19 protein-coding genes and 1 pseudogene are annotated in these 24,313 nt (G+C 70.3%); 6 read left to right on the top strand and 14 right to left on the bottom strand.

Features of this window, described 5'->3' with window-relative positions; translation table 11 throughout:
• Both SYV04_RS33425 and SYV04_RS33420 read right to left on the bottom strand, forming a co-directional pair.
• The gene (locus tag SYV04_RS33425) at positions 1-819 is read right to left on the bottom strand and encodes a methylase (RefSeq protein ID WP_321550050.1); all 819 of its coding nucleotides are present in this window, start codon (positions 817-819) and stop codon (positions 1-3) included.
• On the bottom strand, positions 816-1,358 hold the full coding sequence (locus SYV04_RS33420) for an O-acetyl-ADP-ribose deacetylase (protein WP_321550049.1): 543 nt from the start codon (positions 1,356-1,358) through the stop codon (positions 816-818). The genes SYV04_RS33425 and SYV04_RS33420 overlap by 4 nt, the downstream gene beginning before the upstream one ends.
• Before the next feature lie 122 nt (positions 1,359-1,480).
• Here SYV04_RS33420 and SYV04_RS33415 point away from each other — a divergent pair, with 122 nt between their 5' ends.
• The 3 genes from SYV04_RS33415 (at position 1,481) to SYV04_RS33405 (ending at position 3,827) form a co-directional block, all read left to right on the top strand.
• Complete coding sequence (locus SYV04_RS33415) at positions 1,481-1,987, top strand: hypothetical protein (protein ID WP_321550048.1); 507 nt, start codon at positions 1,481-1,483, stop codon at positions 1,985-1,987.
• A 286-nt stretch (positions 1,988-2,273) separates the two neighbouring features.
• Positions 2,274-3,431: a hypothetical protein gene (locus SYV04_RS33410; protein ID WP_321550047.1), complete on the top strand. Its 1,158-nt coding sequence runs from the start codon at positions 2,274-2,276 to the stop codon at positions 3,429-3,431.
• A 24-nt stretch (positions 3,432-3,455) separates the two neighbouring features.
• Positions 3,456-3,827, top strand: coding sequence for a helix-turn-helix domain-containing protein (locus SYV04_RS33405; RefSeq protein WP_321550046.1), 372 nt, complete (start codon positions 3,456-3,458; stop codon positions 3,825-3,827).
• Between the two features lie 12 nt (positions 3,828-3,839).
• Here the strand turns inward: SYV04_RS33405 and SYV04_RS33400 are convergent, their stop codons facing one another.
• The 6 genes from SYV04_RS33400 to SYV04_RS33375 are packed head-to-tail and all read right to left on the bottom strand — an operon-like array spanning position 3,840 to position 11,647.
• A complete protein-coding gene (locus SYV04_RS33400; protein WP_321550045.1) occupies positions 3,840-4,802 on the bottom strand; it encodes a DUF4438 domain-containing protein in 963 nt (320 codons plus the stop codon).
• Positions 4,803-4,817: 15 nt separating this feature from the next.
• The gene (locus SYV04_RS33395; RefSeq protein ID WP_321550044.1) at positions 4,818-5,909 is read right to left on the bottom strand and encodes a hypothetical protein; all 1,092 of its coding nucleotides are present in this window, start codon (positions 5,907-5,909) and stop codon (positions 4,818-4,820) included.
• A gap of 54 nt (positions 5,910-5,963) precedes the next feature.
• Complete coding sequence (locus SYV04_RS33390) at positions 5,964-7,994, bottom strand: hypothetical protein (protein ID WP_321550043.1); 2,031 nt, start codon at positions 7,992-7,994, stop codon at positions 5,964-5,966.
• Positions 7,995-8,016: 22 nt separating this feature from the next.
• Positions 8,017-9,321, bottom strand: a complete 1,305-nt coding sequence (locus SYV04_RS33385) for a hypothetical protein (protein WP_321550042.1) — start codon at positions 9,319-9,321, stop codon at positions 8,017-8,019.
• A gap of 28 nt (positions 9,322-9,349) precedes the next feature.
• A complete protein-coding gene (locus SYV04_RS33380) occupies positions 9,350-10,462 on the bottom strand; it encodes a hypothetical protein (RefSeq protein ID WP_321550041.1) in 1,113 nt (370 codons plus the stop codon).
• 57 nt (positions 10,463-10,519) lie between these two features.
• The gene (locus tag SYV04_RS33375) at positions 10,520-11,647 is read right to left on the bottom strand and encodes a hypothetical protein (protein WP_321550040.1); all 1,128 of its coding nucleotides are present in this window, start codon (positions 11,645-11,647) and stop codon (positions 10,520-10,522) included.
• A gap of 187 nt (positions 11,648-11,834) precedes the next feature.
• Here SYV04_RS33375 and SYV04_RS33370 point away from each other — a divergent pair, with 187 nt between their 5' ends.
• Positions 11,835-12,242 (top strand): hypothetical protein, encoded by a 408-nt coding sequence (locus SYV04_RS33370; protein ID WP_321550039.1) that lies wholly within the window; start codon positions 11,835-11,837, stop codon positions 12,240-12,242.
• A gap of 76 nt (positions 12,243-12,318) precedes the next feature.
• On the opposite strand, the gene SYV04_RS33365 is transcribed toward SYV04_RS33370, so the two are convergent.
• Both SYV04_RS33365 and SYV04_RS33360 read right to left on the bottom strand, forming a co-directional pair.
• A complete protein-coding gene (locus tag SYV04_RS33365; RefSeq protein ID WP_422724000.1) occupies positions 12,319-12,924 on the bottom strand; it encodes a Fis family transcriptional regulator in 606 nt (201 codons plus the stop codon).
• A 129-nt stretch (positions 12,925-13,053) separates the two neighbouring features.
• A complete protein-coding gene (locus SYV04_RS33360) occupies positions 13,054-14,454 on the bottom strand; it encodes a universal stress protein (protein ID WP_321550037.1) in 1,401 nt (466 codons plus the stop codon).
• Positions 14,455-14,721: 267 nt separating this feature from the next.
• Between SYV04_RS33360 and SYV04_RS33355 the strand changes: the two are divergent.
• Together SYV04_RS33355 and SYV04_RS33350 are read left to right on the top strand one after the other, a co-directional pair.
• Positions 14,722-15,030: pseudogene (locus SYV04_RS33355) on the top strand (AHH domain-containing protein); the annotation flags it as partial.
• 65 nt (positions 15,031-15,095) lie between these two features.
• Entirely contained in the window at positions 15,096-15,659 is a 564-nt protein-coding gene (locus tag SYV04_RS33350) for an imm11 family protein (protein ID WP_321550035.1), read from the top strand.
• A 305-nt stretch (positions 15,660-15,964) separates the two neighbouring features.
• Here SYV04_RS33350 and SYV04_RS33345 read toward each other — a convergent pair whose 3' ends face one another.
• From SYV04_RS33345 to agmC, 4 genes are all read right to left on the bottom strand, one after another.
• Entirely contained in the window at positions 15,965-16,369 is a 405-nt protein-coding gene (locus SYV04_RS33345; RefSeq protein WP_321550034.1) for a hypothetical protein, read from the bottom strand.
• A gap of 237 nt (positions 16,370-16,606) precedes the next feature.
• The gene (locus tag SYV04_RS33340; RefSeq protein ID WP_321550033.1) at positions 16,607-16,990 is read right to left on the bottom strand and encodes a type II secretion system protein GspG; all 384 of its coding nucleotides are present in this window, start codon (positions 16,988-16,990) and stop codon (positions 16,607-16,609) included.
• Positions 16,987-18,450, bottom strand: a complete 1,464-nt coding sequence (locus SYV04_RS33335) for an adenylate/guanylate cyclase domain-containing protein (protein WP_321550032.1) — start codon at positions 18,448-18,450, stop codon at positions 16,987-16,989. Before SYV04_RS33335 ends, SYV04_RS33340 begins: the two co-directional genes overlap by 4 nt.
• Before the next feature lie 360 nt (positions 18,451-18,810).
• Positions 18,811-24,297 (bottom strand): adventurous gliding motility protein AgmC, encoded by a 5,487-nt coding sequence (gene agmC / locus SYV04_RS33330; RefSeq protein ID WP_321550031.1) that lies wholly within the window; start codon positions 24,295-24,297, stop codon positions 18,811-18,813.
• Between the last annotated feature and the right edge of the window lie 16 nt (positions 24,298-24,313).

Genomic DNA, 24,313 nt, shown 5'->3' with positions numbered 1-24,313 from the left:
CTAGCGTGAGGGACGGGGTACACCGCCAGCGGGCTGCCAGCGCAGGTAGCCGTTCTCTAGCAACCAGGGCTCGGTGCTCACTCCCGGCCATGCGCGGGCAAGACCTCGCGCACTCTCCCGGAAGGAATCCCGGGGCTCCCTCGCACCTTGCTCTCTCGCTTCGCTCCAGGCCTCTGTCCAGGCCGTGAAGAAGCCGTGGAGCGCCTCTCCCGGTCGCACATGCCGACGCCAGTCCCGGGGCAGCCAGTCTCGGAAGAGCAGCGGCGCGAAGCCTTGTCCGAAGTCCGTATGGAAGAGCAACGCCTCGCGCTCCAGCGCCTCCGGTCCTCGCCTCAGCAGGTACGCCACCGTGATGCCTCCCTGGGTGTCCGTGCTGCCCTCCACCAGCAGCCCTCCCGGCAACAGCGCTCGCCCCAGCTCCGCATGCGCCGCCTCCACGTCCTCCGGACGGTACTGGCGCAGGATGTTCATCGCCCGCACGAGCCGCGCCCGCTCGCCCGCCCCGCTCGCCCAGTCGAACCCTCCATGCCGGAAGTGCGTGCGCGCCTCCTCATGGCTCGCCGCCGCTGCTGCCGCCCGGCCCGCGTCTGCCTCCACTCCGGTGACGCTCAGCGTGGGGTTCAACGCTCGGAACGCCTCCGCGCTCTCCAGCGTCGTCCACGGGTGCTCCCCGAAGCCCACGTCGATGAACGCCGCCTCGCTCCAAGGTCCCTCCTGGCGCCCCAGCAGCTCCGCCTCCGCGCGGCACAGGTACACGTCCAGCGCCTGCAGCCGGGAACGCGAGGTCCTCCCCCGCGTGCGACGCTCCGGCGACATCATCGCCCCGGACCACCCGCCGGCTCGGGCTCGCCGGCCAGCGCCCTCCGGTACACCTCCAGGTCCCCCGGCGTGAAGAGCACCACCGTCACCTTCTCCACCTGGGGCAGCCGCTCCAACGCCGCTTGGATTTCGCGCAGCGCGATGCGCGAGGCCTTCTCGATCGGATAGCCGTACATCCCCGTGGAGATGGACGGAAAGGCCACCGTGCGCAGGCCGTGCTTCTCCACCAATGCGAAGACGCTCTGGTAGCAGCGCGCCAGCTGCCCCGCTTCGCCTCGCCCTCCTCCCTGCCAGCGCGGGCCCACCGTGTGGATGACATGGCGCGCGCGCAGCTTGTAGCCCTGGGTGATTCGCGCCTCCCCCGTGGGACAACCTCTCAGATCGCGGCACTCCTCCAACAACTCCCGCCCCGCCGCTCGGTGGATCGCCCCGTCCACCCCTCCGCCCCCCAGCAACGACGAGTTGGCCGCGTTCACCAACGCGTCCGCCTCCACTTTTGTGATGTCTCCCTGGACCAGCTCCAACCGTGCGTCTCTCATCGTGTCACTTTCTGTCACTCCGGAGTCTGTCACCAGCCGGGCAGCCTACCCCCCCGCTTCCCGCACGCGGAGCCGTGACTACCTTTGGCGGCAAGGGACCAATTTCCAAGGAGAGAGCACACATGGCTTCGATCAGACGTGGGTTGGTAGACACCGTGAAGAAGGCAGCGGCGAAGGTCAGCAAGCGGGGCGTGCAGGTGGCCGCCAAGGCGGGCACCCGTGGGGCGCGCGCCCTCGTGGAGACCACCGCCGTCGCCGTGAAGACCGTGGACAAGATCCAGGAGAAGATCGGCCGGGGCCCGCGCAAGCCCAGCATCTCCAAGCAGACGCCTGTCTCTCGCAACGCCGAGGCCACCTCGGCCCCGCCCTCCACCTCGCGTGAGGACTCCGTCTCCGCCAAGCCTCGCCGCACCAGCGCCGAGCGCGTCGCCGAGACTCCGGCCGCCAAGCCCCGCCGCACCACTCCTCAGCGCGGTGCCGAGGCGACCCAGCCCGTCCCCATGCGCGAGACCGGCCGCAAGACGATGGCCTCCGAGGCCCCCGCGCCCAAGCGCGCGAAGGCGCCTCAGCCTCAGCAGAAGCAGTTCAAGGTGAAGCGCGGTCAGAAGCACCTGCACTCCGGCCGCTGATTCCCTGCGGCGACCAAGCGGAGCGCTGCCCCAACCTGTCAGACAATCGGACAGGTTGGGCGAAAGCGCCTCGGGAGGGCCTCGAATCGGGGCGGCACCTCGAGGGCCATGCCGTGACACGGCCTGGCCCCACCCTCCAGGGCCATGCGGTGTCGGATCATCACTCCCCGCGCGGCCCCGCCATCCGGCAGTCAACCTCGCAGGGCGGATCCTCCCCGCGGACCGTTTCGTGTCCCAGGGAGATCTCCCACAGTCCGCGCCACGAAACTCCGCCCAGGAGGCTGCCGTGGCCGACCATGACTCCGAACCGAAGCGAACGCGCTCCCCGCTGTCTTCCCAGGGGGTGATGGAACTCTTGGATCGCTGGGTCACCACCCTCGAGCAGGAGCCTCCCGCGTCCACGCCCAGGGCCGAGGCGCCTCGTCCTCGCAACCGCGCCGTTCGCTCCGAGCCACCATCCGCGCCCTTCACGGACACGCGGGCCGAAGAGGCGCCTCCCGCCGAGCCCCGCGCCACGGAGCCTCGTCCAGAGCGCCCGAGGCCCGAGGCCAGGCCCCGCGAGCCCAGCCAGGAGAAGGACCCCGCCGACACCGCCCGCGCCGCCCGGGAGGAGATCCGCCTCCAGGGCTCGGTGGCCCTCGTGCCTCCGGGAGAGGCGCAGGTGGTCCTCGGCCGAGAGAACGGCAAGCTCCTCCACCGAGGCACCGTGGGGGTGCGCGGTCCCTGCGCGCCGACGCAGGCGGAGCTGCTCCGCCTCGGCCTCACGGAGGCCCAGGCCCGCGCGCTGGAGTTCGTCCTCGCGTGGTTCGCGGCGCCGTTCGACCATGTCTCCTGGGACTCTCACGCGGGAGAGGGCCCGCGCTGGGGCACCTGGCCGCTGTCGGGCAACGGGCTCATCGAGGCGCTGGCGCGCTGGAAGCGCAAGGAGCCCTCGGCGTTCGCGGCGCGGTTGGGACGCCTGGGCATCGACGCCACCCTCGGCCAGCCCTCCACGCTGACCGTCATGGACGTGGAGCACGGCCACCCCGTCGAAGGCCGCAAGGCGCTGCCGCTCCTGGGAGAGGACGTGCGCCTGCTGGCGGCGCTGGCCCAAGCGGGCCGGGAGCGCGGCGCCCAGCTCGCGCAGCTCGAGTACATCACCGAGCAGCTGCTCCACCCCGCGCTGGCCCTGGCCTCCGAGGGCGAGGCGCCGCTGGACTCACCAGACGGCCCCTTCTCCACGCCACGCGCGCTGGCGCTCCTGTTCCACGCCGAGCTGCGGCTCGGCCGCCGGAGCGTCGCCCGACTCGTGGCGCACGCTCAGGAGCCGGCGAAGGGCTCGGGCGCCGGAGAGCACGCGGGCCAGCGTCTCGCGGCGAGCCTGCAGAGCGCCGGGCGCACCAAGGAGGCGGCCGAGGTTCGCCGCATCCTGTCCTCTCCCGAGCTCGCGGGAGCACCGGCGTAAGGCGCCAGGGAGGAGAACGCCACCATGGAGCGCCCGCTTCCCCCAGGCAGCCGTGTCCTGCTCGTCGCCCCCGAGGCTCGCGCCCCGGGCTCCGCCCCCGTGGGAGAGCTCATCATCGACGGCCAGCGCTACCACCTCGTGCCGGCGCCTTTCGAGGAGCCCACGCCCACGGCGGTCCCCTTGCCGGACGCGCGGGTGCTCACCGCGCGCGAGCTGCAAATCGTCGCGTGCGTGGCCGCCGGCCAGGTGAACAAGCAGATCGCCGCGGAGCTGAAGATCAGCACATGGACCGTGGCGGCCCACCTGCGGCGGATCTTCTCCAAGCTCGGCGTGGAGACCCGCGCAGCCATGGTGTCGCGCTGCTTCGGAGCCTCCTCCGTGCCGCGCGCCCCCTGAGGCGGCACGGCATCAGGGGCGAGCGGCCGGAGTCAGATTCCTGCGCAGCCCCAGCACGAGCGCGAGGTTGGCCGAGGGCGCACGGACGAGCCGCAGCCGGTCCCGAGGAGCGATCAACAGCGGCGTCACCCCGGGCCCATGGCCGGCGATCTGGCTGTCGGTATGCACCACCACGCCCACCGTAACGGTGCCCTGCCGCCTCGAGGGGCCGAAGCGGTAATCCAGCGGGCACAGCGCCACCAGGTCCCCCAGCCGCAATGAGCCGAGCCGGAAGCGCCGCACCAGCCCCTTGTCCGAGAGCTGGATGTCCAGGTCCCCCAGCACGCCCTCCGAGCGCCCCATGCCCGAGCCCATCAACTGCGAGGGGACGGTATGGGTGATGGGGATGCGCAGCCGCCCCCGCGAGGCGCGCACGCCCCAGCGCCGCAGCAGCCTCGGGGAGAGGTTCAGCAGGCTCACCTCGGGAAAGTCCGGCAGCGTGAACCCCTGGCCGTACGCGTTGATCTGCATCCGGTCGCCGATCAGCAGGCGCCGGGTCACCTGGGGCTCGAAGTCGACGATGACGTGGTTGATACCGCCGTGCTTGCCCACCACCGTGCCCACCGCACCCGAGGCGGGACCGGAGACGACCCGCACCCGGTTGCCCACGCAGGCGTAGAACATGAGCGCCCGGTTGGGACCGTCACGCGGACCCACCACCTCGCGACCGTTGTTGTGGAGAGAGACACCCGCCTCGACGTGGTCGCCCGCCACGCCCACGGCGGCGTCCCCCACGCGCCGGTTGAGGACGATTCCTCCACTGCCCGGGAGCAGCCGGAGCACCCCATCCCGGCCGATCCGATACGGCGAGGCGCGGATGATGGGGTGGGCCACCTGCCCTCCCACCGCCACCGCCACCATCCGCGCCTCATTGGTTCGAGGCGTCCCCGGTGCGTACGTGCCCGCCTCTCTGACTGGAGCTTGCTGGACATCCATGCCGTGCTCCGCGACTCACAGCGCGGCGGCGGCGCTCGGGATGCCGAGGGTCCGTCGCAGGGTGGGCGTGACGCCGCGAAAGGCGCGGCCCTCGGGAGTCATCCGGTACGCGGCGATCCACTCCTCGGCCACCGGGCCCAGCGGCGCCACCTCCGTCTGGAAGTCTCGGAAGTCGCGCGTCTTGAACGGGTTGTCCGCCACGAAGTTGAGCAGCAACCGCCCCGCGTCCGCCATCTTCGAGCGCTGCGAGATTTCGGCCGCCCCGCCCAGGTAGCGCCGCGACACCACCTCGATGACGTCCCACTTGGTGTTGGCGTCGAACGCCTTCTTGATGTCCGGAGACTCCAGCGCGTCGAGGATCGTCTTGAGGTACTCACCCACCTCCAGCGTGAGCGCCAGGATGTTGCCGTAGGTGGCCCGGTCCAACTGCCAGCGCATGTCCGTGCCCAGCCGTTGAATCGTGGCCTGGCTGGCGAAGGGCCGCTCGTTGAGCGTCTGCGAGCCGCGAATCACCTCGCCGATCAGCAAGTCCCGGAAGTACTGGGCGAGGGCGGCCACGAAGGCGACGAACTCGCGGTGGAAGTTGCGGAACACCACCGCGCCCGGAGGCGCCGCCAGCGCGCCGTAGTTGAACGCGCGCCGGTAGGCGAGCTGCCGGTCCCGCGGCTTGTAGCGCAGCGGGTGGTGCTTCTCCAGCAGGTACAGGGCGCGGGCGCCGGGGCCGCGCTGGATGCGCATGCGCCCATCGTGGAAGAGCCGCAGCAGGGCTCCCGCCACCTGGAACACCTTCATCCGCTCGTGCTGGTAGATGTAATAGAGCTCCGCGGCGGCGTGGAGCTGCGTCTGGATGACCGACTCGTCGAAGTCCTGGACGAGCACCGGCTTGCTGACGTCATCGAACGAGGGGGCTCCTCCCTTGCCCAACCCCATCAGGTCCGAGAACAGCGACCCGGTCGAGCCGTCCGAGGCGCGGGTGATCAGCTCGTCGGCTCGCGCTTCGATTTGTTTCTGCAGCTCCGCGCGCTGCTCGGGAGGAACGTTGGCGAGGACATCTCGCTTCCACTGGGACAAGAGTCGCTGAAGGGCTTCTGCCGTACCAAGGCTCATGGCGTGCCACCTACGTGAAGTGCGTTGACGAAATGGTTCCGAGAGCGGCGCGAACTAGTGCGTCTTCTCGGGAGCCTCCGGGGAGTGGGCGCGGGGCGCCTTGCGCGAGTCCGCCTTCCGGTTGCGCCGCGTCCTCCCCGCTCCAGGCGAGCGCGGCGTCGGCACGCGCAGCGACTCCTTGGCCACGCCGCTCGCCCCCGCCAGCTTCTGCTCCAGCTCCTGGCGGGCCTTGCGCTCCTGCTCGAGCTCCTGGGTGAGCCGGTCGATCTCCAGGTCCAGGCGGGGCAGCTCCTTGATTTGATACAGCGGCTTCAGCGCGTGGTTGGTCTCGCCCACCTTGCGGATCAACTCCTCGTGCCGCTTCACCAGCAGCTGCGCGGACACGCGCTCCGACGGCGTGAGCGACAGGTCGATCTTCTCCTGCGCGTCGAGCGAGCCCTTCACCCCCACGTAGAGCGTGCCCGCCAGGTCCACCAGCGTCTGGCGGCCGGTCGCCACCTGGGTGAGCTCCACCGCCAGCGCCCGCCACTCCGCCTCCAGCAGGCGCTGCTCCTGGAGGAACTGCTCCTGCTCGTCGGCCGGCGGCAGCTTCGGGGGCTTGCTCAGCTCGACCACCGCCGTCTGCACCAACGTGCGCAGCTCCAGGCGCAACTGCTGCCTCGCGCTGTTCTCCGGCTCGATCTGGTTCCAGTCATCGCCCGGCGCCGTCGCCTGCTTCTGGTCCAGCCACCGCTGCAGCATCACCGCGTACATGCGCGCGCGGCGCTCCTCGAAGCCATCCAGGTTGTTGCCCCCGCCCATCAGGTACAGGTCGATGGCCCGGTCCAAATCGTAGAGCACCCGGTCCAGCTTCACGATGAGCGGCCAGTCGAGGGGATCGACGTTCGGGTCGGCGTGGATGGCATCCAGCTCCACCTGCAGCCGCGTGCGGACATGGAACAGGGCGCGGACGATGTCACCACCCTTGTCGGCGCGCGCCAGCTGCAGCGAGGCGAAGGGCGCCGGCAGGGAGATGTTGAGCAGCCGCGAGCCCGTGCCCGGCTCGGCGAACGCGTCGATGAACAGCGTGAGCGCCTGGACGAAGGCGCTGAGCGGCGCGGAGGCCGCCTGGTTCCTACCACCCCGCCCCTTGAGCAGCTCGGTGGCCACCGCGCGCAGCCGCCGCAGCTGCACCATCTCCAGCGGCACCGTCGAGGCGATGCCCCGCAGGTAGTCCGGCTGCTGCTGGGGCACCGAGTCCAGCAACACATCCAAGAGCCGCGTCATCGTCTCTGGCCGGATGATGGCGCGCAGCTCCGAGTGGCCCTGCTCGCTCAGCACGCGCAGCAGCGCCCCGTAGGAGGCCTCGCCATCCCCCCAGTCCTCCTCCCCCTCGTGGGTGGCGGAGGTGAAGCGCTCCAGCGCGCCGATCAGCGTCTCGCGGCGCTGCCGCAGGTCCTCGAAGGCCACCTGGAAGACGGTGCCGCCCTCGTCGAAGCCCGCCCGGAACATCGTCTCCCCGGCGAGCACCCGGAGCACGATGGCGGCCTCGTCCATGGTGGAGGCCAGCCGGCGGAACTCGGCGTCCAGCACCGGGTTGAGCAACCCCGCCATGCGCGCCACCCGCGCGTAGTCCCCCAGCTTGCGCACGCTATAGAAGGTGCGGTCCCGCTGAGCGGGGTCCGCCGCCCGGTACGCCGCCGACTCTCCCTCGGACAGCTCGGCGAGCACCGCGTCCTTCCAGCCCGTCAGCGGCGCCTTGTAGTCGCGGTTGGAGGGGTGCTCCACCACATGGCCCAGGTCCGCCTCCAGCGCCTGGCGCACCAGCTGGTAGCGCAGCACGCCCGGCGAGCCCATGCCGCCGGTGGGCGCCACCGTCAGGCGCTCGGGCTCGCCCCCCTGGCGGATGGCCACGCCCCGGCTCTCATCGTCCAGCCGCGCGGCCGTGGACGGGTAGAGCTTGCGCAGCGCGCCCACCACCGAGGCCGGATCCTGCGCGTTGCTGATGCCCAGCTGCCGCCGCAGGAACTCGTCGAACTTCGTCTTCGCGCTCGCGGCCAGCTCCAGCGAGGCCGTGGCACTGCGTCCCTTCACATTCTCGTACATCGTCCCTCCCCCTGAAGTCGTGTCATGCGGCCATGGTGGCGCTCACGCCTGGCGCCCGCGCGCCCCGCGAGCCGAGCCTCGCCAGATGATTGAGCACCGTGCTCGAAATGCGCTCGGGCGAGGCAAGCCTCCGTTCGAGTGCCTCTCGGCTGGCCCCCACCACGAAGCGCGGCGGCAGCCCCTCGGGCAGGCTCCCCCGCCCCAGCGCCTCCGCGGCCCGAAGGATTCGCTCCTGATCCGTCGGCTGGAAGGGCACCACGTCCACCAGCGCGCTCTGCCCCATGTTCCGGCGGGGCTGGTAGGCAATCTCATCCACCACGTGGGGGATGACCTGGGAGGCCGTGCGCAGCAGCCGCTCGGGAATCCGCGCAGCCGGCAGGTACCCGCGATAGAGCTGGTTCCAGTTGTTGCGCACCCTTCGCGCCTGATCCGGAAAGCCCATCCGCCGCAGCATCTCCGCCTGGATGAGCACCCGCACGTACGGCGTGGGGTGGACGCTGAGCGGGTGGAACGTCAGCACGCGCGCGGGCGGGTAGGCCAGGAAGTCCTTCATCGAGTGGACCGAGGCGGGCCCGCCCAGCACGCAGGCGATGAGGTCCGCGAAGATCTCCTTGTGCCAGCGCCCCCACAGGCGCGTGAGCCACGGGTCTCCCGTGACGCCGAGCACCCGGCGCTGCAGCGCCGTCTCCGTCTCCTGCCAGACGCCCAGGTCCGCCTGCAGGCTGTGTCCAATCTCATGGAGGATGACGCCCATGCCCCAGGGCGCCTCCACGCGCTCGTAGGGCACGCGAATCAATGGGAACGGGTTGCGCTCGCCCAGCAGCCGGCGCAGCAACACGCCGCGCCGGAAGGTGGCCGGCGAGAAACCGTGCTCCAGGTACGTGAGCGGCTTGAGCAGCGGGCTGCCCAGCAGCCCGGGCGCGGTCCTCCGGACGATGCGGAAGCAGTCCGCGGCGATGACGTCACAGGCGGCCAGCGCGGGGGCGAACCGGGTGCCTCGCTGGCAGAAGACGTCGAAGAAGAGGCCGAAGGCGCGGCGGGCCCGGTCGATCTCCCGCTCCAGCAGCGCGGTGCGGCGCAGCACCTCTCCCGAGTCCTGGAGCGAGTCGCTCAGCGCTCCGGAGACGTTCGCCAGCGCCCGGCGCACGCCTTGATCAATCTCCTGCAGCCGCGCGTTGGCCGCGGCGAAGTGGGAGGCGGAGGGAGCGTAGGGCACATCCTGCGGACGGATGCCCACGTCCCGAGGGGTGAGGCGCGAGAGCCTCCCCGCCCGGAACGAGACGTTCAGGACCTTGGCCCGCAGGAACTGCTGAAGCGTGTCGGCCATGTGCTCCCCCCACCCCTCCCAAGGACTCTCACCTCACGACGATTCGTACCGGTCCGCGCAGGGTGACCGTGCGCAACCTGCGGCCCCCCATGCCCGGCCCCATGCCCGGCCCCATGCCCATGCCGCCGCCCATCGGAGGCCGCACGCCGCCCGTGCGGCGAATCCCCGCCCGCGCCCGGAGCTGCCGCGCGGCCTGGGTCGGCCGGGCCAGCCGGCGCACCGCCCGAGAGCTCGCGGCCACCCGGTTGCCGATGCGGCGGATCATCCTCGGCACCGCCTGGGGGCTGGCGCCCTGCTGGCGCACCATGCGCGTCACCTGGCGCACCACGCGCGTCACCGCCGGCAGCGCCCGCGTGCCGTGGCGCTGGGCGATGCGCTGGGCGATCTGCGTCGTCATCCGCCCCACGGCCCGGCCGAGCGCCCGCACCTGCTGCGGCTGCTGCTGGCGACGCTGCGGCGGGATGGTGGAGCGCACCACGTGGCGCGCCGCCAGCCCGCCGAGCACGGAGGTGAACCCGTCCAGGTCCTCATCCGCGTAGTCCGCCGCGACGTCCGCGAAGGCGTCCATGGCATCGGCGCGCAGCAGCCCGGCCACGGTGCGGCCGATCTCCTGGCCCGCGATGCCGCCCACCTGCGGAGCGGCCTGCCGTATCAGCCGGACGGCGATGGGCATGGCCCTGCGTCCGATGCGCCGCAGCGTCGGCCCGGCCACGCGCGCCGCCGTGCGGAACGCGCCCCTCAGGCGCCGCAGGAACTCGTCCTCGTCCTGCGCGTCCATGGCCGAGGCGAAGGCGTCCTCGAGCGCGTGCGCCTCCTCGCCCTCGAAGCCTTCACCCTCGAAGCCCTCCCCATCCATGCCCTCGGCCTCGAAGCCCTCACCCTCGAAGCCTTCACCCTCGAAGCCCTCCTCATCCATGCCCTCGGCCTCGAAGCCCTCACCCTCGAAGCCTTCACCCTCGAAGCCCTCCCCATCCATGCCCTCGGCCTCGAAGCCTTCGCCCTCGAAGCCCTCACCCTCGAAGCCTTCACCTTCGAAGCCCTCGGCCTCGAAGCCTTCGTCCATGCCTTCCTCCCCCTCGGCCATCAGGTCGGACATCTCATCGGCCTGCCCGGAAAACTCATCCTCGAAAGGCTGCTGCATCGCGACTCCTCCTTCGTGTCCTGGAAATGGTGTGAATGCGTGGGCGGCCGCTCCGGCCTAGGTGAGCGCCTGGCGGGCGCTGGCGGTGCTGACCGTGGCCACGGGAACGCGGCGCAACACCCGCTGCCGTGCGATCAACCGCTGCGCCGCCACCTGCGGGGGCACGGTGCCCGCCCGAGGCGACTGGTGGGCCCGCGCCAGCACCCGCCGCGCCGCCGCCTGCGTCACCTGGGGCAGGGCGTTGATGGCCGCCCCCGGACCCCGCCGGCGCAGGTTGCGCGCCGCGAGCTGGGCCAGCGTCCGCAGCACCCGGAGGCGCCGACCCGGAGAGCCCTGCACCTGCTGCGCCACCCGCATCAGGTACTGCTCCAGCCCCCGCGTGCGCGCGCGGATGACGCCCTGCGCGGCCGCGCCCATCGGCGTGCCCGGAGGCACCGCCTGCCGAGCCACCACACGCGCCGCGAGCCCCGCGCCCATCGGCAGCGCCACGGCGGCGGGCACCTGCCGCGCGTCCGCCATGTCCGCCAGCGCATCCAGCGAGGCGTCGTCATCCGCGCCATCCCCGCGCAGCAGCGAGCTGGCGATGCGCCCGCCCACCCCGGGAATCAGCCCGCCCACGGCGCCCGCCACCGCGCCGCGCAGCCCTCGGCCCTGGAGCAGCCCCTGCGCGGCGCCGATGCCCGCGGACACCACTCGCCCCCACGGCCCGGCGACACTCGCCACCCGTTGGATGATGGGCAGCGCGCGGCGCAGCAGGGGCGCGGCGCGACGGAGGATGGGCATGGCGACCCGGCCCACCCGCCGCACGCCCCGGGCGACGCCGCGCACGGCGCCCCGCACCCCGCGGGCGATGCGCCGGAAGAACGCCTCGGCGTCATCCGAGTCCATGGAGTCCAACACGAACGGGTTGAGGCTCCGGGCGAGCACCATGGCGGCGGGGCCGGTAACGAGGCGGGGCCGCGCCGAGGGCACATAGAGCCCGGTGGCCAGGTCCTGCTCGAAGCCGTCTCCCTCGTCGGAGAACAGCGCCTCGAAGCCGTCCTCCTCGAAACCGTCGAGCTCGCCGAACGCGTCCTCCTCCTCGAAGCCGTCCAAGTCCTCGAAGGCATCGGAGAACTCGGAGAACTCATCCATCCCGGCCTCGGCTTCGAAGTCCTCTCCCGAAAAGAGCTCGGCGCTGGTCATCGATTCCCCCCCTGCGGCTGGCGTGAGCCCAGCCATACGAGAGCTGCAAGTTGGGGAACGGCGGCGCGCGGGCCCAGTCGCTCATTCGAGCGAGTCAGGCGCTGCCCACCGGGGCCAGGGGCGCGCACGCTCTTGGACATCCCGGGCACCTGGGCTACGACTGCCGCAGCCCCCGATTGGAGCCCTCATGTCCGAACAGCGATTCCAGGCCGTGCTCTTCGACCCGGCGCAGCACTTCGAGCAGCTCAAGTCCTGGTACCAGGGTCGCAACGAGGTGCTCACCCTGGACCTGCTGCCGCAGACGGGCTGCGTCGTCCCCGGCAAGGCCGCCGCGTTCGTCTACCGCACCGACAGCTCCGTGGCGTGGCTCGAGGGCATCATCGCCGCGCCCGGCCTGGAGAAAGTGGAGCGCAGCCTCGCCGTGGACGCGGTGGTGATGGGCTGCGTCCACGAGGCGAAGCGGCTCGGCTTCAAGATGCTGGTGGGCTACACGACGCTGGAGGCGGTGGTGAAGCGCGGCGAGCGCCTGGGCTTCAACCTCGTGAGCGGCGGCTTCAGCCTCATGGCCTACCCGCTCGGCGGCGCGGAGAAATAAAGGAGTCTCGCGGCGGGCCCGGGAGGAGACGACTCACCGGACCCGTCGTGGCGCACGGCCCGCCCCAGGGCGCGAGCTAGCGGCGGCTGGCCTTGCGCGGGGCGGTCTTCGTCGACGTGGAGGACGCCTTCCCCTGCGCCTTGCGCTGCTCGGGCATCAGCCGCGTCACCGTGCCGGGCTTGCGCACCAGCGCCGCCTGCCGCGCGCGCTCGGCCTCTTCCCGCTCCGCGGCCGCCTTCGCCGCGCGCTTCTCGGCCAGCGTCGCCCAGCGCTTCTTGAGCGCCTCGCGAAGCCCCGGCGCCGTCAGGTCCACCTGCGCCTGGTGCAGCCGGTAGTGCAGGTCCTCGCGCAGCGTGCCGCGCTCCAGCGCGCCCTCCGCCGAGCCCGTCATCCCCAGCACCAGCTTGGGCCGCTCCTCCTGCATCTGCAGGCAGCGCAGAATCTGGCCTTGCGCCTCTCGCCCCAGCTTCGACACGTCGGAGATGAACACCACGCCCTTGGGACGCTTGAGCGCCTCGCCCAGCTCCGAAGCCTGGCGTACCTCCAGCAGCGCGCCCTCGTGCTCGAAGTGGAACGCAGTCTCCTGCGCCCACGAGCGCCGCTCTTCCTCCGTGCCTCCGTAGAGCAACAGGGACGCGCGGTTGGTGACGAGCTCCTCTTCGCGATATCCGCGGGGTATCACCACGTCAGACCATCCTTCCCTGAAAAACAGGTTGGGGAGAGTCTAACGCCCCCACGGGTTGGACGTCGAATCGCAGTGGCTCCTATCAGGCCGATTTTCGGGCCTCGCCACCGAGGGCTGAACGGGCTTTCACCTCCCGTGAAGGTCCGCTCCGCCCCACTCCGGGGGTTCTCTTCCCACTTGTTGAGAAGGAACGACCAGGACGGGGCGTTTGCAGCGCATCATCAGCACCCGCCCCAGGTTGCCGCCCCCGCCCCGGCGGTGGCCCTCCTCGGCGCCCACACACACCAGGTCCACCCCTTCTCGGTCGGCGGCCTGGCAGACGGCCTGGGCCACGTCGGTGCCGCTCACCCCCTCCACGCTCCAGCGCACCCGCTCGTCCTCGGCGGGCACCAGCGCCCAGAGCCGGCGCAGCACCTCGTCTCGCTCGGCCGGCGGCTCGGGCAGCACCCCATAGTGGTCCGTCCAGTCCGGGTCGCTCAGCCGGCGCGAGTGGACGTGCAGCAGGTGGACGCGGCCCCCCATGCCCACCAGGGTGCGGGCCTGGGCGATGGCGCGCACGCTCGACTCGGAGAAGTCCACCGGCACCAGCACGCTCCGGGGCGGCGAGGCCCGCTTCGGCTGGGCATAGGTGGGTGGCACGCACACCACGGGCTGCTCGGCCTGGCGCAGCACCTCGGCGGACACGGAGCCGTGCCACAACCGCTGCAGGCCCATGCGCTGGTGGGTGCCCACCACCATCAGGTCCACGCGGCGCTCGTGCGCCACGTGCAGCAGGTGGTCCGAGCGCTTGCTATAGCCGGGCTCCACGTGCAGCTCCACCGAGCCCTCGCCGGGCAGCGAGCCCACGCGCTCGCGCAGGTCTCTCAAGAGCACCCGGGACACCTCGGGGTCCACCGCCTCGATGCGGCGCACCACCGGATCCAACATCTCCACATGCACGGGCGAGTGGATGCCCAGCCGCTCACGCTCCTCGGCGGGCGAGCACACGTAGGTGGCGATGATGTCGCACGGCCCCACCTCGCGCAGCGCCTGGAGGAAGGCGCCCGGGCCGTTCTCCTCGCCGCCCGAGACATCCATCCCCGCCAGCACCAGCAGGCGCCGCCGTCCCCGGGCCCAGTCCACCAGGCCGAAGGAGCGCCGCACCACGAGCAGCGGAGCGCAGGCGCGGCGGGCCAGTCGCTCGGGCAGCGGCGCGCGGCGCCAGAGCGCGTGGGCGGGCCAGCCCTCCGCGGCCACCACCATCCACCGGGCGCGCTGGCACTCCTCGTCGGAGATGAGCGCCTCGTCCTTGCCTCCCTCGGGCATGACGATGCGCACGGTGATGCCCAGGGCGCGGAGGCGCACGGCCTCCCCCTCCAGCCGAGCGCTCAGGCCCGAGGCGTCCACGGGCGCCTCTTGAACCGAGCCCGCGTGCTCCGCCACGCCATAGAGGCACAGAGGCTGTTTGAGCCGAGCCGCCAAGGTCCCCGCGACGGTGGCGGCGTGCTGGGACTCCGGTGACAGGTTGGTGGCGCAGATGATGGACATGGCGAGCTCCTCCAGGCCTCCGAGACCGCGACGGCGACGCCGTACATGTCATCCTGCTTCCGACAGTGAGAAGAGACAGAAATGGGCGCAGGGCTCGCGCGTCGAGCATCCAGGCCGAGGAGCCCGAGCCCGCTCGCTCGCTTCATGCGATGTCTCCGACTCCTGAAGGGGTGCTCCATGAGGCCGTGGCAGCTGCTGTGGAAGACCGAAGCGCTGACTCTTGCCCTGCTGGTCGGGTGCATCGCGACCTCGCCAGGTGTCCGGGTGGTGCTGGAGGAGTTCGAGAAGGCGCTGGGCGAGAGGGTGAGCAGGCGGGCCGTCATGCAGGCAGCGATGGTGACAGCCGTGACGCTGCTCGCGATGCCCGAGCCCGTCACCAAGTTCATCGCCGACGACCGTGGGGCTCATTCTCTGGGTGGATGCCCAGACGCTCTACAGATGCAGGCTGCGAGCCGCGAAGGCATCCTGTTGTCAGAGGTGAGCGCGGCGGAGTCGGTGACAGTGTCGACCGAGGGCTTCAGCGTGGCGCTGGCACCGAGCGCGGTGGCGATGGCGGCGCGCGGCGCGCCAAACGGATCTCGACCCCCGGAACGGAGTTGAACCGACTCGTGACCCTGGGGCAATGACGCTAGAACTTCCCCATGTCCCCGCGCTTCTTCAGGCTCGCCGACGACGTCCATGTCCCCCACCGCTGGCATCTGGATACGCCCATCGACCCTCAGGGCCGCAAGCTGCGCGACTGGGACTTCAAGCGAGGAGCGCCCGTGCAGGTGACGGGCCGGCTGAAGATCCCCATCGAGGTTGAAGGCAGACCGCTGGACTTCTCAGAAGCAGGAATCAGGACTCCCGTCGTCCACGTCAAGGTGGCCGCCATGCTGGCGGAGCGGGCTCCCAGCGACGTGCAGTTGATCCCCGCGGACATCGAGGGCCAACCGGATCAGTACCTCGTCCTCGTGGCAACGCGCCTCATCCGCTGCATCGACGAAGAGGCGTCCGAGGTGAGCTTCTGGAAGCCAGAGCATGGGGTGCCCGAGAAGGTCGGGCAATACATGGGCGTGGATCGCTTGCGCATCGACAAGGCGAAGGTGGGCAACGCCAAGGTGTTCCGTCCTGACGGCTGGGAGGTCGTTCTGATCGTCTCCGAGGAGCTCAAGGACGCCCTGGAGCGCATGGGCGCCACGGGCACGAGATTCGAGGAGGTCTAAACGAACTCCTAATCCCCTTCAGGTAAGTGAGTGAAGACCCAGTTCCCGAGAGAGGACCGCCGCCTCTCGTGTGCATCGCCGCTCAGGCGCTTCCGCCAGGTGCTGAAGGCTGCGCAGTGGAAAGTTGGCTCCGGGTCTTGCATTAGGGGCTGCCCCGGCGGCGCTTCTGCCCAACCTGTCTGATGTCTGACAGGTTTGCTCAGCCCCCGCCCTGGGCAGGCGCTCAAGCCCTGATCGCTCTGCCTCCACGGAAACGATGGCCATCGCTCAGCACCTTCGGCAACTGTGCTGAAAGGGGTTAGGAATCATCTGAACGCGTCGATCCAGACCTGGACGAGCCCCGTTCTCTCCTTGTTGTTGTCTCCGGGAACGCTGACGTCGATGTTTCCCGAGATGCTCGTGTCGACGCAGTTCAACGTCATGGGGATCGACGCGACGCCGTAATCCGTGTCGCCCTGCAGCCCGTTTTCAATCTCCCAGACTTCGGCGGTGAGCGTGATGGTGACGGGAGCCTCGACAGAAGAGACGACGTCGGTGATGTAGCCAGGGCGGTTGTAGTGCTCCGGGTACGGGACCTTGTAATAGGAGACGCCCTCCGAGGGTTCCGGGTACCTGGGCAAGGTGACTCCGTTGGCGCTGTAGCGCACCGCGAGCTCCAGATCTCCCTCGTAGTTGATGAGGTTGGTCCGCTGATCCCGCAGAACCTTCATGCCCCAGCCCCAGAGGGAGTAGGTGCAGGTGCTGGCCACGCCGAGTTCGTGACGGGCCTCTCCCGGCTCCGTGGCCACAGCGTCCTGCGGGGGGGCGCCGCAGCCAACGCTGGCCACCGCACTCCCAAGGAACAGCCCTATCGACATCCACCTCAGTCCGCGTCTTGGCATCTCGGTGAGACTCCCTTCACTTGGAGTCCCAGTTTACACGAGGTGCTGCCTTCGAGGTTCCCCAGCTCAAGGCTGGTGGCCATCGTGAATGGTGTGGTCCTGGTCGGCCCCGGCGCCGCCGCGCAGCCCGTCCTGCCCGAGCGAGGCGAGGAACACCACCGTGCCATTGCTCGAGTAGACGTAGGGCCGGCCCCACGGGTCCACGGGGATGGCGGGCAGGTACTTGGGCACGAGGAAGTCCAGCGCGCCCTCCTCGGGCAAGGAGCCACCGTCGGCGCGGTACTTCTCCAGGGCGGCCTTCAGCGCATTGAAGTCCGTGTGGATGGCGCTCCAGGAGGGGTCCTTCGGGCCACGCAGCCCGCGCGCCGCCACGAGCACCACCACACAGAGCGCCACCACCGCCAGGATGACGCGGCCGATGGGGAAGGAACGAGTCGGGGGGTTGCTCATGTCACCAGCTTGAAGAGAGGGACCTTCTGCTGCTTACCGCGCAGGAGCACGGGAGGCAGCTCTTCGAAGGTGACCTCTTTACCCTGAACGAGCCAGTGCGTGCGCTCGCCCACGAGAATCTCTCCACCGCCGGCCAGGGCGCACAGGCGCGCGGCCACGTTCACCGCGTCGCCGATGCAGGTGTACTCGGTGCGCATGGAGCCGCCGATGTTGCCGGCCACCACCACGCCCGAGTTGATACCGATGCCCAGCTCCAGCACCAGGGGCTTGCCCTCGTAGCCGTTGGCGACCATCTCCGCCTCGGCCTCCTGGCGCAGTTCCATCATGGCCAGCATCATCATCTTGGCGGCCTGCAGCGCCCGCAGCGCGTCATCCGGCCGATGCACGGGCGCGCCCCACACGGCCATGAGCCCATCGCCGAGGAACTTGTCCAGCGTGCCGCCGCAGGTGAGCACCGCGTCCGACAGCCGCCCGAGCACCTGGTTGAGCACGCCCACCACCTGCTCGGGAGGCAGGCTCTCGGCGAGGCCAGTGAAGTTGCGGATGTCGGCGAAGAGCACCGTCACCTCGCGCTTCTCACCGGTGAGCACCACGGTGTCGGGGCTCTTGAGAATCTCCTCCACCACGGCGTCGGAGGTGTAGCGCGCGAACAGCTTGCGCATGCGCTCCGTCTCGCCGGTACGGCGCATGACGGACTCGATGCGCGCCGACAGCTCATCCATGGAGGCCGACTTGTTGACGTAGTCGTCGGCGCCGGCGCGCAGGCCCTGCACGCGCTCGGTCTCGCTGTCGTTGGCGGTGAGGATGATGACGGGCACTTGCCGCGCGGGCCCGTCCTTGAGCCGGCGGCACAGCTCGACGCCGTCCAACCCAGGCATGTCCAGGTCCGTGAGGACGATGGCCGGCTGCACCTTCGTCACTCGGTCCAGCGCGGCGTATGGGTCCTGGAAGGAAACCACTTCATAACCCAGGGCCTCGAGGCCCTCCTGCACGAAGGCGCAGGCCAGGGGGCTGTCATCCACCACCATGACGCGGTGCTTGCCCTCGGTGGAGGGCCGAGGCGCCTCCTGTCTGCCGGAGATGCGGCCCTGGAGGCTGAGCGCCTCGTAGATCTGCTTGTAGGTGCAGTGGCCCATCTCGACGAGGATCTCGCCGAGCTTGCGCCCGTCCTTGCGTTGGAAGGCGAGCGCCTCCTCGAGCTGACCGAGGGAGATGTACTTGAGCCCCACGAGCAGCTCGCCCAGGGGCGGGTGCGAGGGGGCCTTGTCACTGGTGAGGCCCAGGGCCTCGCCGAGCGCGTCCTGGATCTGCTCGCGGGTGACGTAGCCCAGTGAGATGAGGGCCTCGCCCACGCGCTGGCCGGTGAGGGCCTGTAGGGCGAGCGCCTCCTGGACCTGGCTGGGCGTGACGAGCCCGAGCTTGAGCAGGAGGTCACCGAAGAGGGGACTGGAGGCACTCATCAAGGCGGGACTCTGCCACCCAGAGGGGGGGTGGCGGGGAAACTCCCTTCATGGACTTCGGAGCCTACCGCACCGGGTCCGACACGGGCAGCCACAGAAGCACGGCGCGAAGCCTCCGGCCCCCTCGCCGACTCCTTTCCTCTCGCCCTGTCCTTTCGTCCAATTTCCGACGAATCCGACCTGACGGGTCGGTTCGGCATCCGAGAGCGCTCGACAGCACTGCGGGTGAAGCGACCGGCTCTGGAGCAGGGGTCCCCACCCTCTGAGTCGGGCCCCTGTCCTACATGCGAGGCCCCCGGCGGGTGTCACCGGGGCCCTGGAGCCAGCCCCCTCGCAGGGGAAGGGGCTGGCGTGGAGGCATCAGCGCTGGCGCCGACGGGCGAGCAGCGCGGAGAGCACCGCCATGCCCATCATCGCCAGGGACGACGGATCACCGCCGGTGGCCGCGCAGCCGATGCCATCGCCGAGGAAGTCGCGGTCGACGATGCGGCGATAGGTCCAGGTGCGGGTCTCGGGCGTCGGGTCCACGTTGCCGGCGCTGTCGCGCGCGCGGACCACGAGGGTGTGGTCACCCTCCTCGAGGTCCTCGAAGGTGACGGGGTCGGAACACGGGACGAAGTCGCCGCCATCGAGGCTGCACTCGTACGTCACGCCGGGCTCGGGGGAGCTGAAGTCGAACGTGGCGTCCGGGCTGTTCGTCTCGCCCGAGGGTCCGGAGACGATGGTGGTGTCCGGAGGCGTGGTGTCGACGACGAAGTCCACCGGCGCGGACTCGGTGGTCTCGTTAGTGTCGGGGTCGGTGGCGACGGCGGTTACGGTGTGCGGGCCATCGGGCAGCACCACGGTGGAGTCGTCGAGCGTCCAGTGGCCCGTCTCGTCCGCCGTGACGGTGCCCACCACATTGCCGTCCACGATGATGGTGACGATGCTGCCCGGGTCGGCGGTTCCGGCGTAGGGAGGCGTGGGGTCGTTCGTCACCAGGCCGGGGGTCGGGTAGGTCACCACGGGGATGCCCGGGGCGATGCTGCCGACAGTGAAGGCGTTGGTGTCGCTGGCGGTGTTGCCCACCGCATCGGTGGCCGTGGCGGTCACCGAGTGGGGACCGGCCGCCAGCGGCGTGGTCGGGATGAACGTCCAGGTGGTGCCCGTCACGGTGGCATTGCCCAGCACGGTGCCGTCCACGGTGATGACGACGGTGCTGTCCGCCTCTACCGTGCCGCTGTAGGTCGGCAGCGGGTCGATGCCGGTGGCGCCCTCGGAGGGCGTCGTCACGCTCACCGTGACGATGGTGTCGACGGTGAAGGTATTGGAGTCGCTGCCGGTGTTGCCCAGCGTGTCGGTGGCCGTGGCGGTCACCGTGTGGGCGCCATCCGCCAGCGGCGTGGTCGGCGTGAACGTCCAGGTGGTGCCCGTCACGGTGGCGCTGCCCAGCACGATGCCATCCACGGTGATGACGACGGTGCTGCCCGCCTCCACCGTACCGCTGTAGGTCGGCGTCGCGTTGTTGGTGACCGAGCCATTGGCCGGCTCCTGCACATCCACCGTGACGACGGTGTCGACAGTGAAGGTGTTGGAGTCGCTGCCGGTGTTGCCCAGCGTGTCGGTGGCGGTGGCCGTCACCGTGTGGATGCCATCGGGCAGCGGAGTCGTCGGCGTGAACGTCCAGGTGGTGCCCGTGACAGTGGCATTGCCCAGCACGACGCCGTCCACGCTGATGACGACGGTGCTGCCGGCGCCCACGGTGCCGCTGTACTCCGGCGTCGTGTCATTGATGACCGCGCCCTCGGCCGGCGTCACCACATCGACCACGACCAGGGTATTCACCGTGAAGGTGTTGGAGTCGCTGCCGGTGTTGCCCAGCGCGTCGGTGGCGGTAGCCGTCACCGTGTGCGGACCATCGGCCAGCGGGACGGTCGGAGTAAACGTCCACGTGGTGCCCGTCACCGTGGCATTGCCGATCACGGTGCCATCCACGGTGATGACGACGGTGCTGCCCGCCTCCACCGTACCGGTATAGGTCGGCGTCGAGTCGTTGGTGCTCGAGCCGTCCGCCGGAGACGTCACGCTCACCGTGACGGTGGTGTCGACAGTGAAGGTGTTGGAGTCGCTGCCGGTGTTGCCCAACGCGTCGGTGGCGGTAGCCGTCACCATGTGCGGACCATCAGCCAGCGGCGTGGTCGGTGTGAACGTCCAGGTGGTGCCCGTCACGGTGGCGTTGCCCACCACCGTGCCATCCACGGTGATGACGACCGTGCTACCGGCCTCCACCGTACCCGTGTAGGTCGGCGTCGAGTCATTGGTCGTCGAGCCCTCAGCGGGCGTGGTCACGCTCACCGTGACGACGGTGTCGACAGTGAAGGTATTGGAGTCGCTGCCCGTATTGCCCAGCGTGTCGGTAGCGGTGGCCGTCACCGTGTGCGGACCATCGGCCAGCGGAGTGGTCGGCGTGAACGTCCAGGTAGTGCCCGTCACCGTGGCATTACCCACCACCGTGCCGTCCACGGTGATGACCACGGTGCTACCGGCCTCCACCGTGCCGCTGTAGGTCGGCGTCGAGTCGTTGGTCGTCGAGCCCTCGGCCGGAGCCAGCACCTCCACCGCGACCAAGGTGTCGACAGTGAAGGTGTTGGAGTCGCTGCCGGTGTTGCCCAACGCGTCGGTGGCGGTAGCCGTCACCATGTGCGGACCATCAGCCAGCGGCGTGGTCGGTGTGAACGTCCAGGTGGTGCCCGTCACGGTGGCGTTGCCCACCACCGTGCCATCCACGGTGATGACGACCGTGCTACCGGCCTCCACCGTACCCGTGTAGGTCGGCGTCGAGTCATTGGTCGTCGAGCCCTCAGCGGGCGTGGTCACGCTCACCGTGACGACGGTGTCGACAGTGAAGGTATTGGAGTCGCTGCCCGTGTTGCCCAGCGTGTCGGTAGCGGTGGCCGTCACCGTGTGCGGACCATCAGCCAGCGGCGTGGTCGGCGTGAACGTCCAGGTAGTGCCCGTCACGGTGGCAGTGCCCACCACCGTGCCGTCCACGGAGATGGAGACCGTGCTGCCCGCCTCCACGGTACCGCTGTAGGTCGGCGTCGAATCGTTGGTCGTCGAGCCCTCGGCGGGCGTCGTCACACTCACCGTGACGACGGTGTCGACGGTGAAGGTATTGGAGTCGGTGCCCGTGTTGCCCAGCGTGTCGGTGGCCGTGGCGGTCACCGTGTGCGGGCCATCAGCCAGCGGCGTGGTCGGCGTGAACGTCCAGCTCGTGCCCGTCACCGTGGCAGTGCCCACCACCGTGCCGTCCACGGTGATGACGACGGTGCTGCCCGCCTCCACCGTACCGCTATAGGTCGGCGTCGAGTCGTTGGTCGTCGAGCCATTGGCCGGCGTCACCACATCGACCGCGACCAGGGTGTCGACGGTGAAGGTGTTGGAGTCGCTGCCGATGTTGCCCAGCGCGTCGGTGGCGGTAGCCGTCACCGTGTGCGGACCATCGGCCAGCGGGACCGTCGGCGTGAACGTCCAGCTCGTGCCCGTCACCGTGGCGTTGCCCACCACCGTGCCATCCACGGTGATGACCACGGTGCTGCCCGCTTCCACCGTACCGCTATAGGTCGGCGTGGTGTCGTTGGTGCTCGAGCCATCGGCCGGAGTCAGCACGTCCACCGCGACCAAGGTGTCCACGGTGAAGGAATTGCTGTCGGTGGCGGTGTTGCCCAGCGTATCGGTGGCCGTGGCGATCACCGTGTGCGGACCATCGACCAGCGGGACGACAGGCGTAAACGTCCACGTGGTACCCGTCACCGTGGCGTTGCCCACCACCGTGCCATCCACGGTGATAACCACGGTGCTACCGGCCTCCACCGTGCCGCTATAAGTCGGCGTCGAGTCGTTGGTGGCCGAGCCATCCGCCGGCACCAGCACGGCCACGGTCGCCACCGTATCCACCGTGAAGGCATTGCTGTCGGTGGCGGTGTTGCCCGCCGTGTCCGTGGCCGTAGCGGTCACCGTGTGCGGGCCATCGGCCAGAGGAACCGTCGGCGTGAACGTCCACGTGGTGCCCGTCACGATGGCATTGCCCAGCACCGTGCCATCCACGGTGATGGAGACGGTGCTGCCCGCCTCCACCGTACCGCTGTAGGTCGGCGTCGAGTCGTTGGTGCTCGAGCCCTCGGCCGGCGTCGTCACAGCCACCGTCGGAGCGGTGAGGTCCACCGTGAAGGTGTTGGTGTTGCTCAGGACGCTCTGCACCGACTGCCCCGGAACGGAGGCGACGGCGTTCACCGTGTGCGAACCCTGCGCCAGCGGCGCGGTCGGCGTGAACGACCAGTTGCCAGAGGCATCCACCGGCACGGTCCCCACCGGGGCTCCATCCACATAGATGATGATCTCGGTGCCCGCCGGGAAGGTGCCGGGCAGCGTGCCCGAGTACGTGGGCGTCGTGTCGTTGGTGGCGGAGCCGTTGGCCGGCGTCACCACCACGGGCGGCGACAGCAGGGGGTAGCCCTCTGTCAGCACGCGGGGAGTGCCGGGGTTGCCGCCAATCGCGCCATAGTACGAGTCCGACTGACCGGGGGGACGCGTGGCCGTCTGGCCCGCGTTGGCGCCATCGAGGCCGAGCGCGCACAGGCCCACGCCGGACTGCAGCAGCACGTAGCCGCCGCCGCCGCCGCCACCGGGCCCCACGAACCGCGAGCCCGCGTTGGTGCCGCCTCCGGGTCCACCCTGAGCGAGCACGAAGCAGTTGGCCAGCGAGGCGAAGCGCAGGTAGGCGGTGCCGCCACCGCCACCACCATTGCCCGCGGCGATGTTGGTCGCGCTGGTGCCCTGCACACCACTGACGTTGATGGTGCCACCGCCGTCCAGGTTCATGGCACGCATGAAGAGGATGCCACCGCCCGCGCCGCCGGTCCGGGTCCCGATGAAGTTGCCGTGGCCCGCGCCGCCACCACCGCCGAACGTCATGCGGTTGAACACGTCCGTATAGAGCAGCCGCGCACCGCCGATGCCGCCCACCGGCCGGCCCAGCGTCGGGTCGAACACCGAGTCGGTGTTACCACCCTGGCCGCCCGCGCCGGCGTTACCGCCGCCACCGCCACCGGAGCGGGAGCACACACCGCCACCGCCGCCGTTGAGCACCTGCCCGCGCCCGGTAACCGCGGCCCCATAGCGCGTGTTGGCGATGCCCTCGCCCTTCTGGCCACCCGCGGGCGCCGGCTCGTCGATGCCCGTGCAGCCCGTGCGGTTCACGTTGGAGTCTGCCACGTAGACGCCGCCGCGGAAGCCCTTGCCCTCCACCGAGAGGTCACCCTCGAGCAGCACGTCCCCCGTGGCCAGGAAGGCCAGGATGCCACCGGTGGTCCCGTTCCACGCCTGCGCGGTGAGGCTCGCGCCCGCGTCCACCGTGACGCTGGTGTACTCGCGCACCAGGACGAGCTGGGTCACGTTCGCGGTGTACGCGTTGAACAGCGGCGCCGTCAGGTTGAGCGTGTTTCCGCTCACGCTCGCGATGCGCGCCAGCTCCCAGCGCCCCACCGGATCGGCCGCGATGAGGTCATAGGAGTTGGAGCCACCCGAGGGCGGCACGGGCACGACGCCCGTCGACTGATGCACCATCACCAGCTTGCCCGCCGTGAAGCCCGCGGGGGCGCTCACGGTGAGCGAGGTGTCTCCCGGCGCCGCGGGCGCGGTGACCTGGGTGTAGGAGTTGACGACCACGTTGGTCGTGCTCACCGCGAGCGCGCCATCCTGACCGTTGCCGAGCGCGAAGTTGTCGGGTCCGGCAACGGCGGGCAACGCGCAGGCGAGCACCGCCACGAGCGCGGTGCGGAGGAGGTTCTTCACAGTCAAAGTCTTCATGTTCAGTCTTCCCCCG

It is taken from the genome of Hyalangium ruber (genome assembly GCF_034259325.1).
Classification (GTDB): domain Bacteria; phylum Myxococcota; class Myxococcia; order Myxococcales; family Myxococcaceae; genus Hyalangium_A; species Hyalangium_A rubrum.
Note: the sequence above shows the minus strand (reverse complement) of the source record. Positions and strands in the feature narration are given on the sequence as shown.

Coding starts and splice junctions, on each gene's coding strand:
- SYV04_RS33425 (WP_321550050.1), bottom strand. CDS start 819: ATGATGTCGCCGGAGCGTCGCACGCGGGGGAGGACCTCGCGTTCCCGG.
- SYV04_RS33420 (WP_321550049.1), bottom strand. CDS start 1,358: ATGAGAGACGCACGGTTGGAGCTGGTCCAGGGAGACATCACAAAAGTG.
- SYV04_RS33415 (WP_321550048.1), top strand. CDS start 1,481: ATGGCTTCGATCAGACGTGGGTTGGTAGACACCGTGAAGAAGGCAGCG.
- SYV04_RS33405 (WP_321550046.1), top strand. CDS start 3,456: ATGGAGCGCCCGCTTCCCCCAGGCAGCCGTGTCCTGCTCGTCGCCCCC.
- SYV04_RS33400 (WP_321550045.1), bottom strand. CDS start 4,802: ATGGATGTCCAGCAAGCTCCAGTCAGAGAGGCGGGCACGTACGCACCG.
- SYV04_RS33395 (WP_321550044.1), bottom strand. CDS start 5,909: ATGAGCCTTGGTACGGCAGAAGCCCTTCAGCGACTCTTGTCCCAGTGG.
- SYV04_RS33390 (WP_321550043.1), bottom strand. CDS start 7,994: ATGTACGAGAATGTGAAGGGACGCAGTGCCACGGCCTCGCTGGAGCTG.
- SYV04_RS33385 (WP_321550042.1), bottom strand. CDS start 9,321: ATGGCCGACACGCTTCAGCAGTTCCTGCGGGCCAAGGTCCTGAACGTC.
- SYV04_RS33380 (WP_321550041.1), bottom strand. CDS start 10,462: ATGCAGCAGCCTTTCGAGGATGAGTTTTCCGGGCAGGCCGATGAGATG.
- SYV04_RS33375 (WP_321550040.1), bottom strand. CDS start 11,647: ATGACCAGCGCCGAGCTCTTTTCGGGAGAGGACTTCGAAGCCGAGGCC.
- SYV04_RS33370 (WP_321550039.1), top strand. CDS start 11,835: ATGTCCGAACAGCGATTCCAGGCCGTGCTCTTCGACCCGGCGCAGCAC.
- SYV04_RS33360 (WP_321550037.1), bottom strand. CDS start 14,454: ATGTCCATCATCTGCGCCACCAACCTGTCACCGGAGTCCCAGCACGCC.
- SYV04_RS33350 (WP_321550035.1), top strand. CDS start 15,096: ATGTCCCCGCGCTTCTTCAGGCTCGCCGACGACGTCCATGTCCCCCAC.
- SYV04_RS33345 (WP_321550034.1), bottom strand. CDS start 16,369: ATGAAGGTTCTGCGGGATCAGCGGACCAACCTCATCAACTACGAGGGA.
- SYV04_RS33340 (WP_321550033.1), bottom strand. CDS start 16,990: ATGAGCAACCCCCCGACTCGTTCCTTCCCCATCGGCCGCGTCATCCTG.
- SYV04_RS33335 (WP_321550032.1), bottom strand. CDS start 18,450: ATGAGTGCCTCCAGTCCCCTCTTCGGTGACCTCCTGCTCAAGCTCGGG.
- agmC (WP_321550031.1), bottom strand. CDS start 24,297: ATGAAGACTTTGACTGTGAAGAACCTCCTCCGCACCGCGCTCGTGGCG.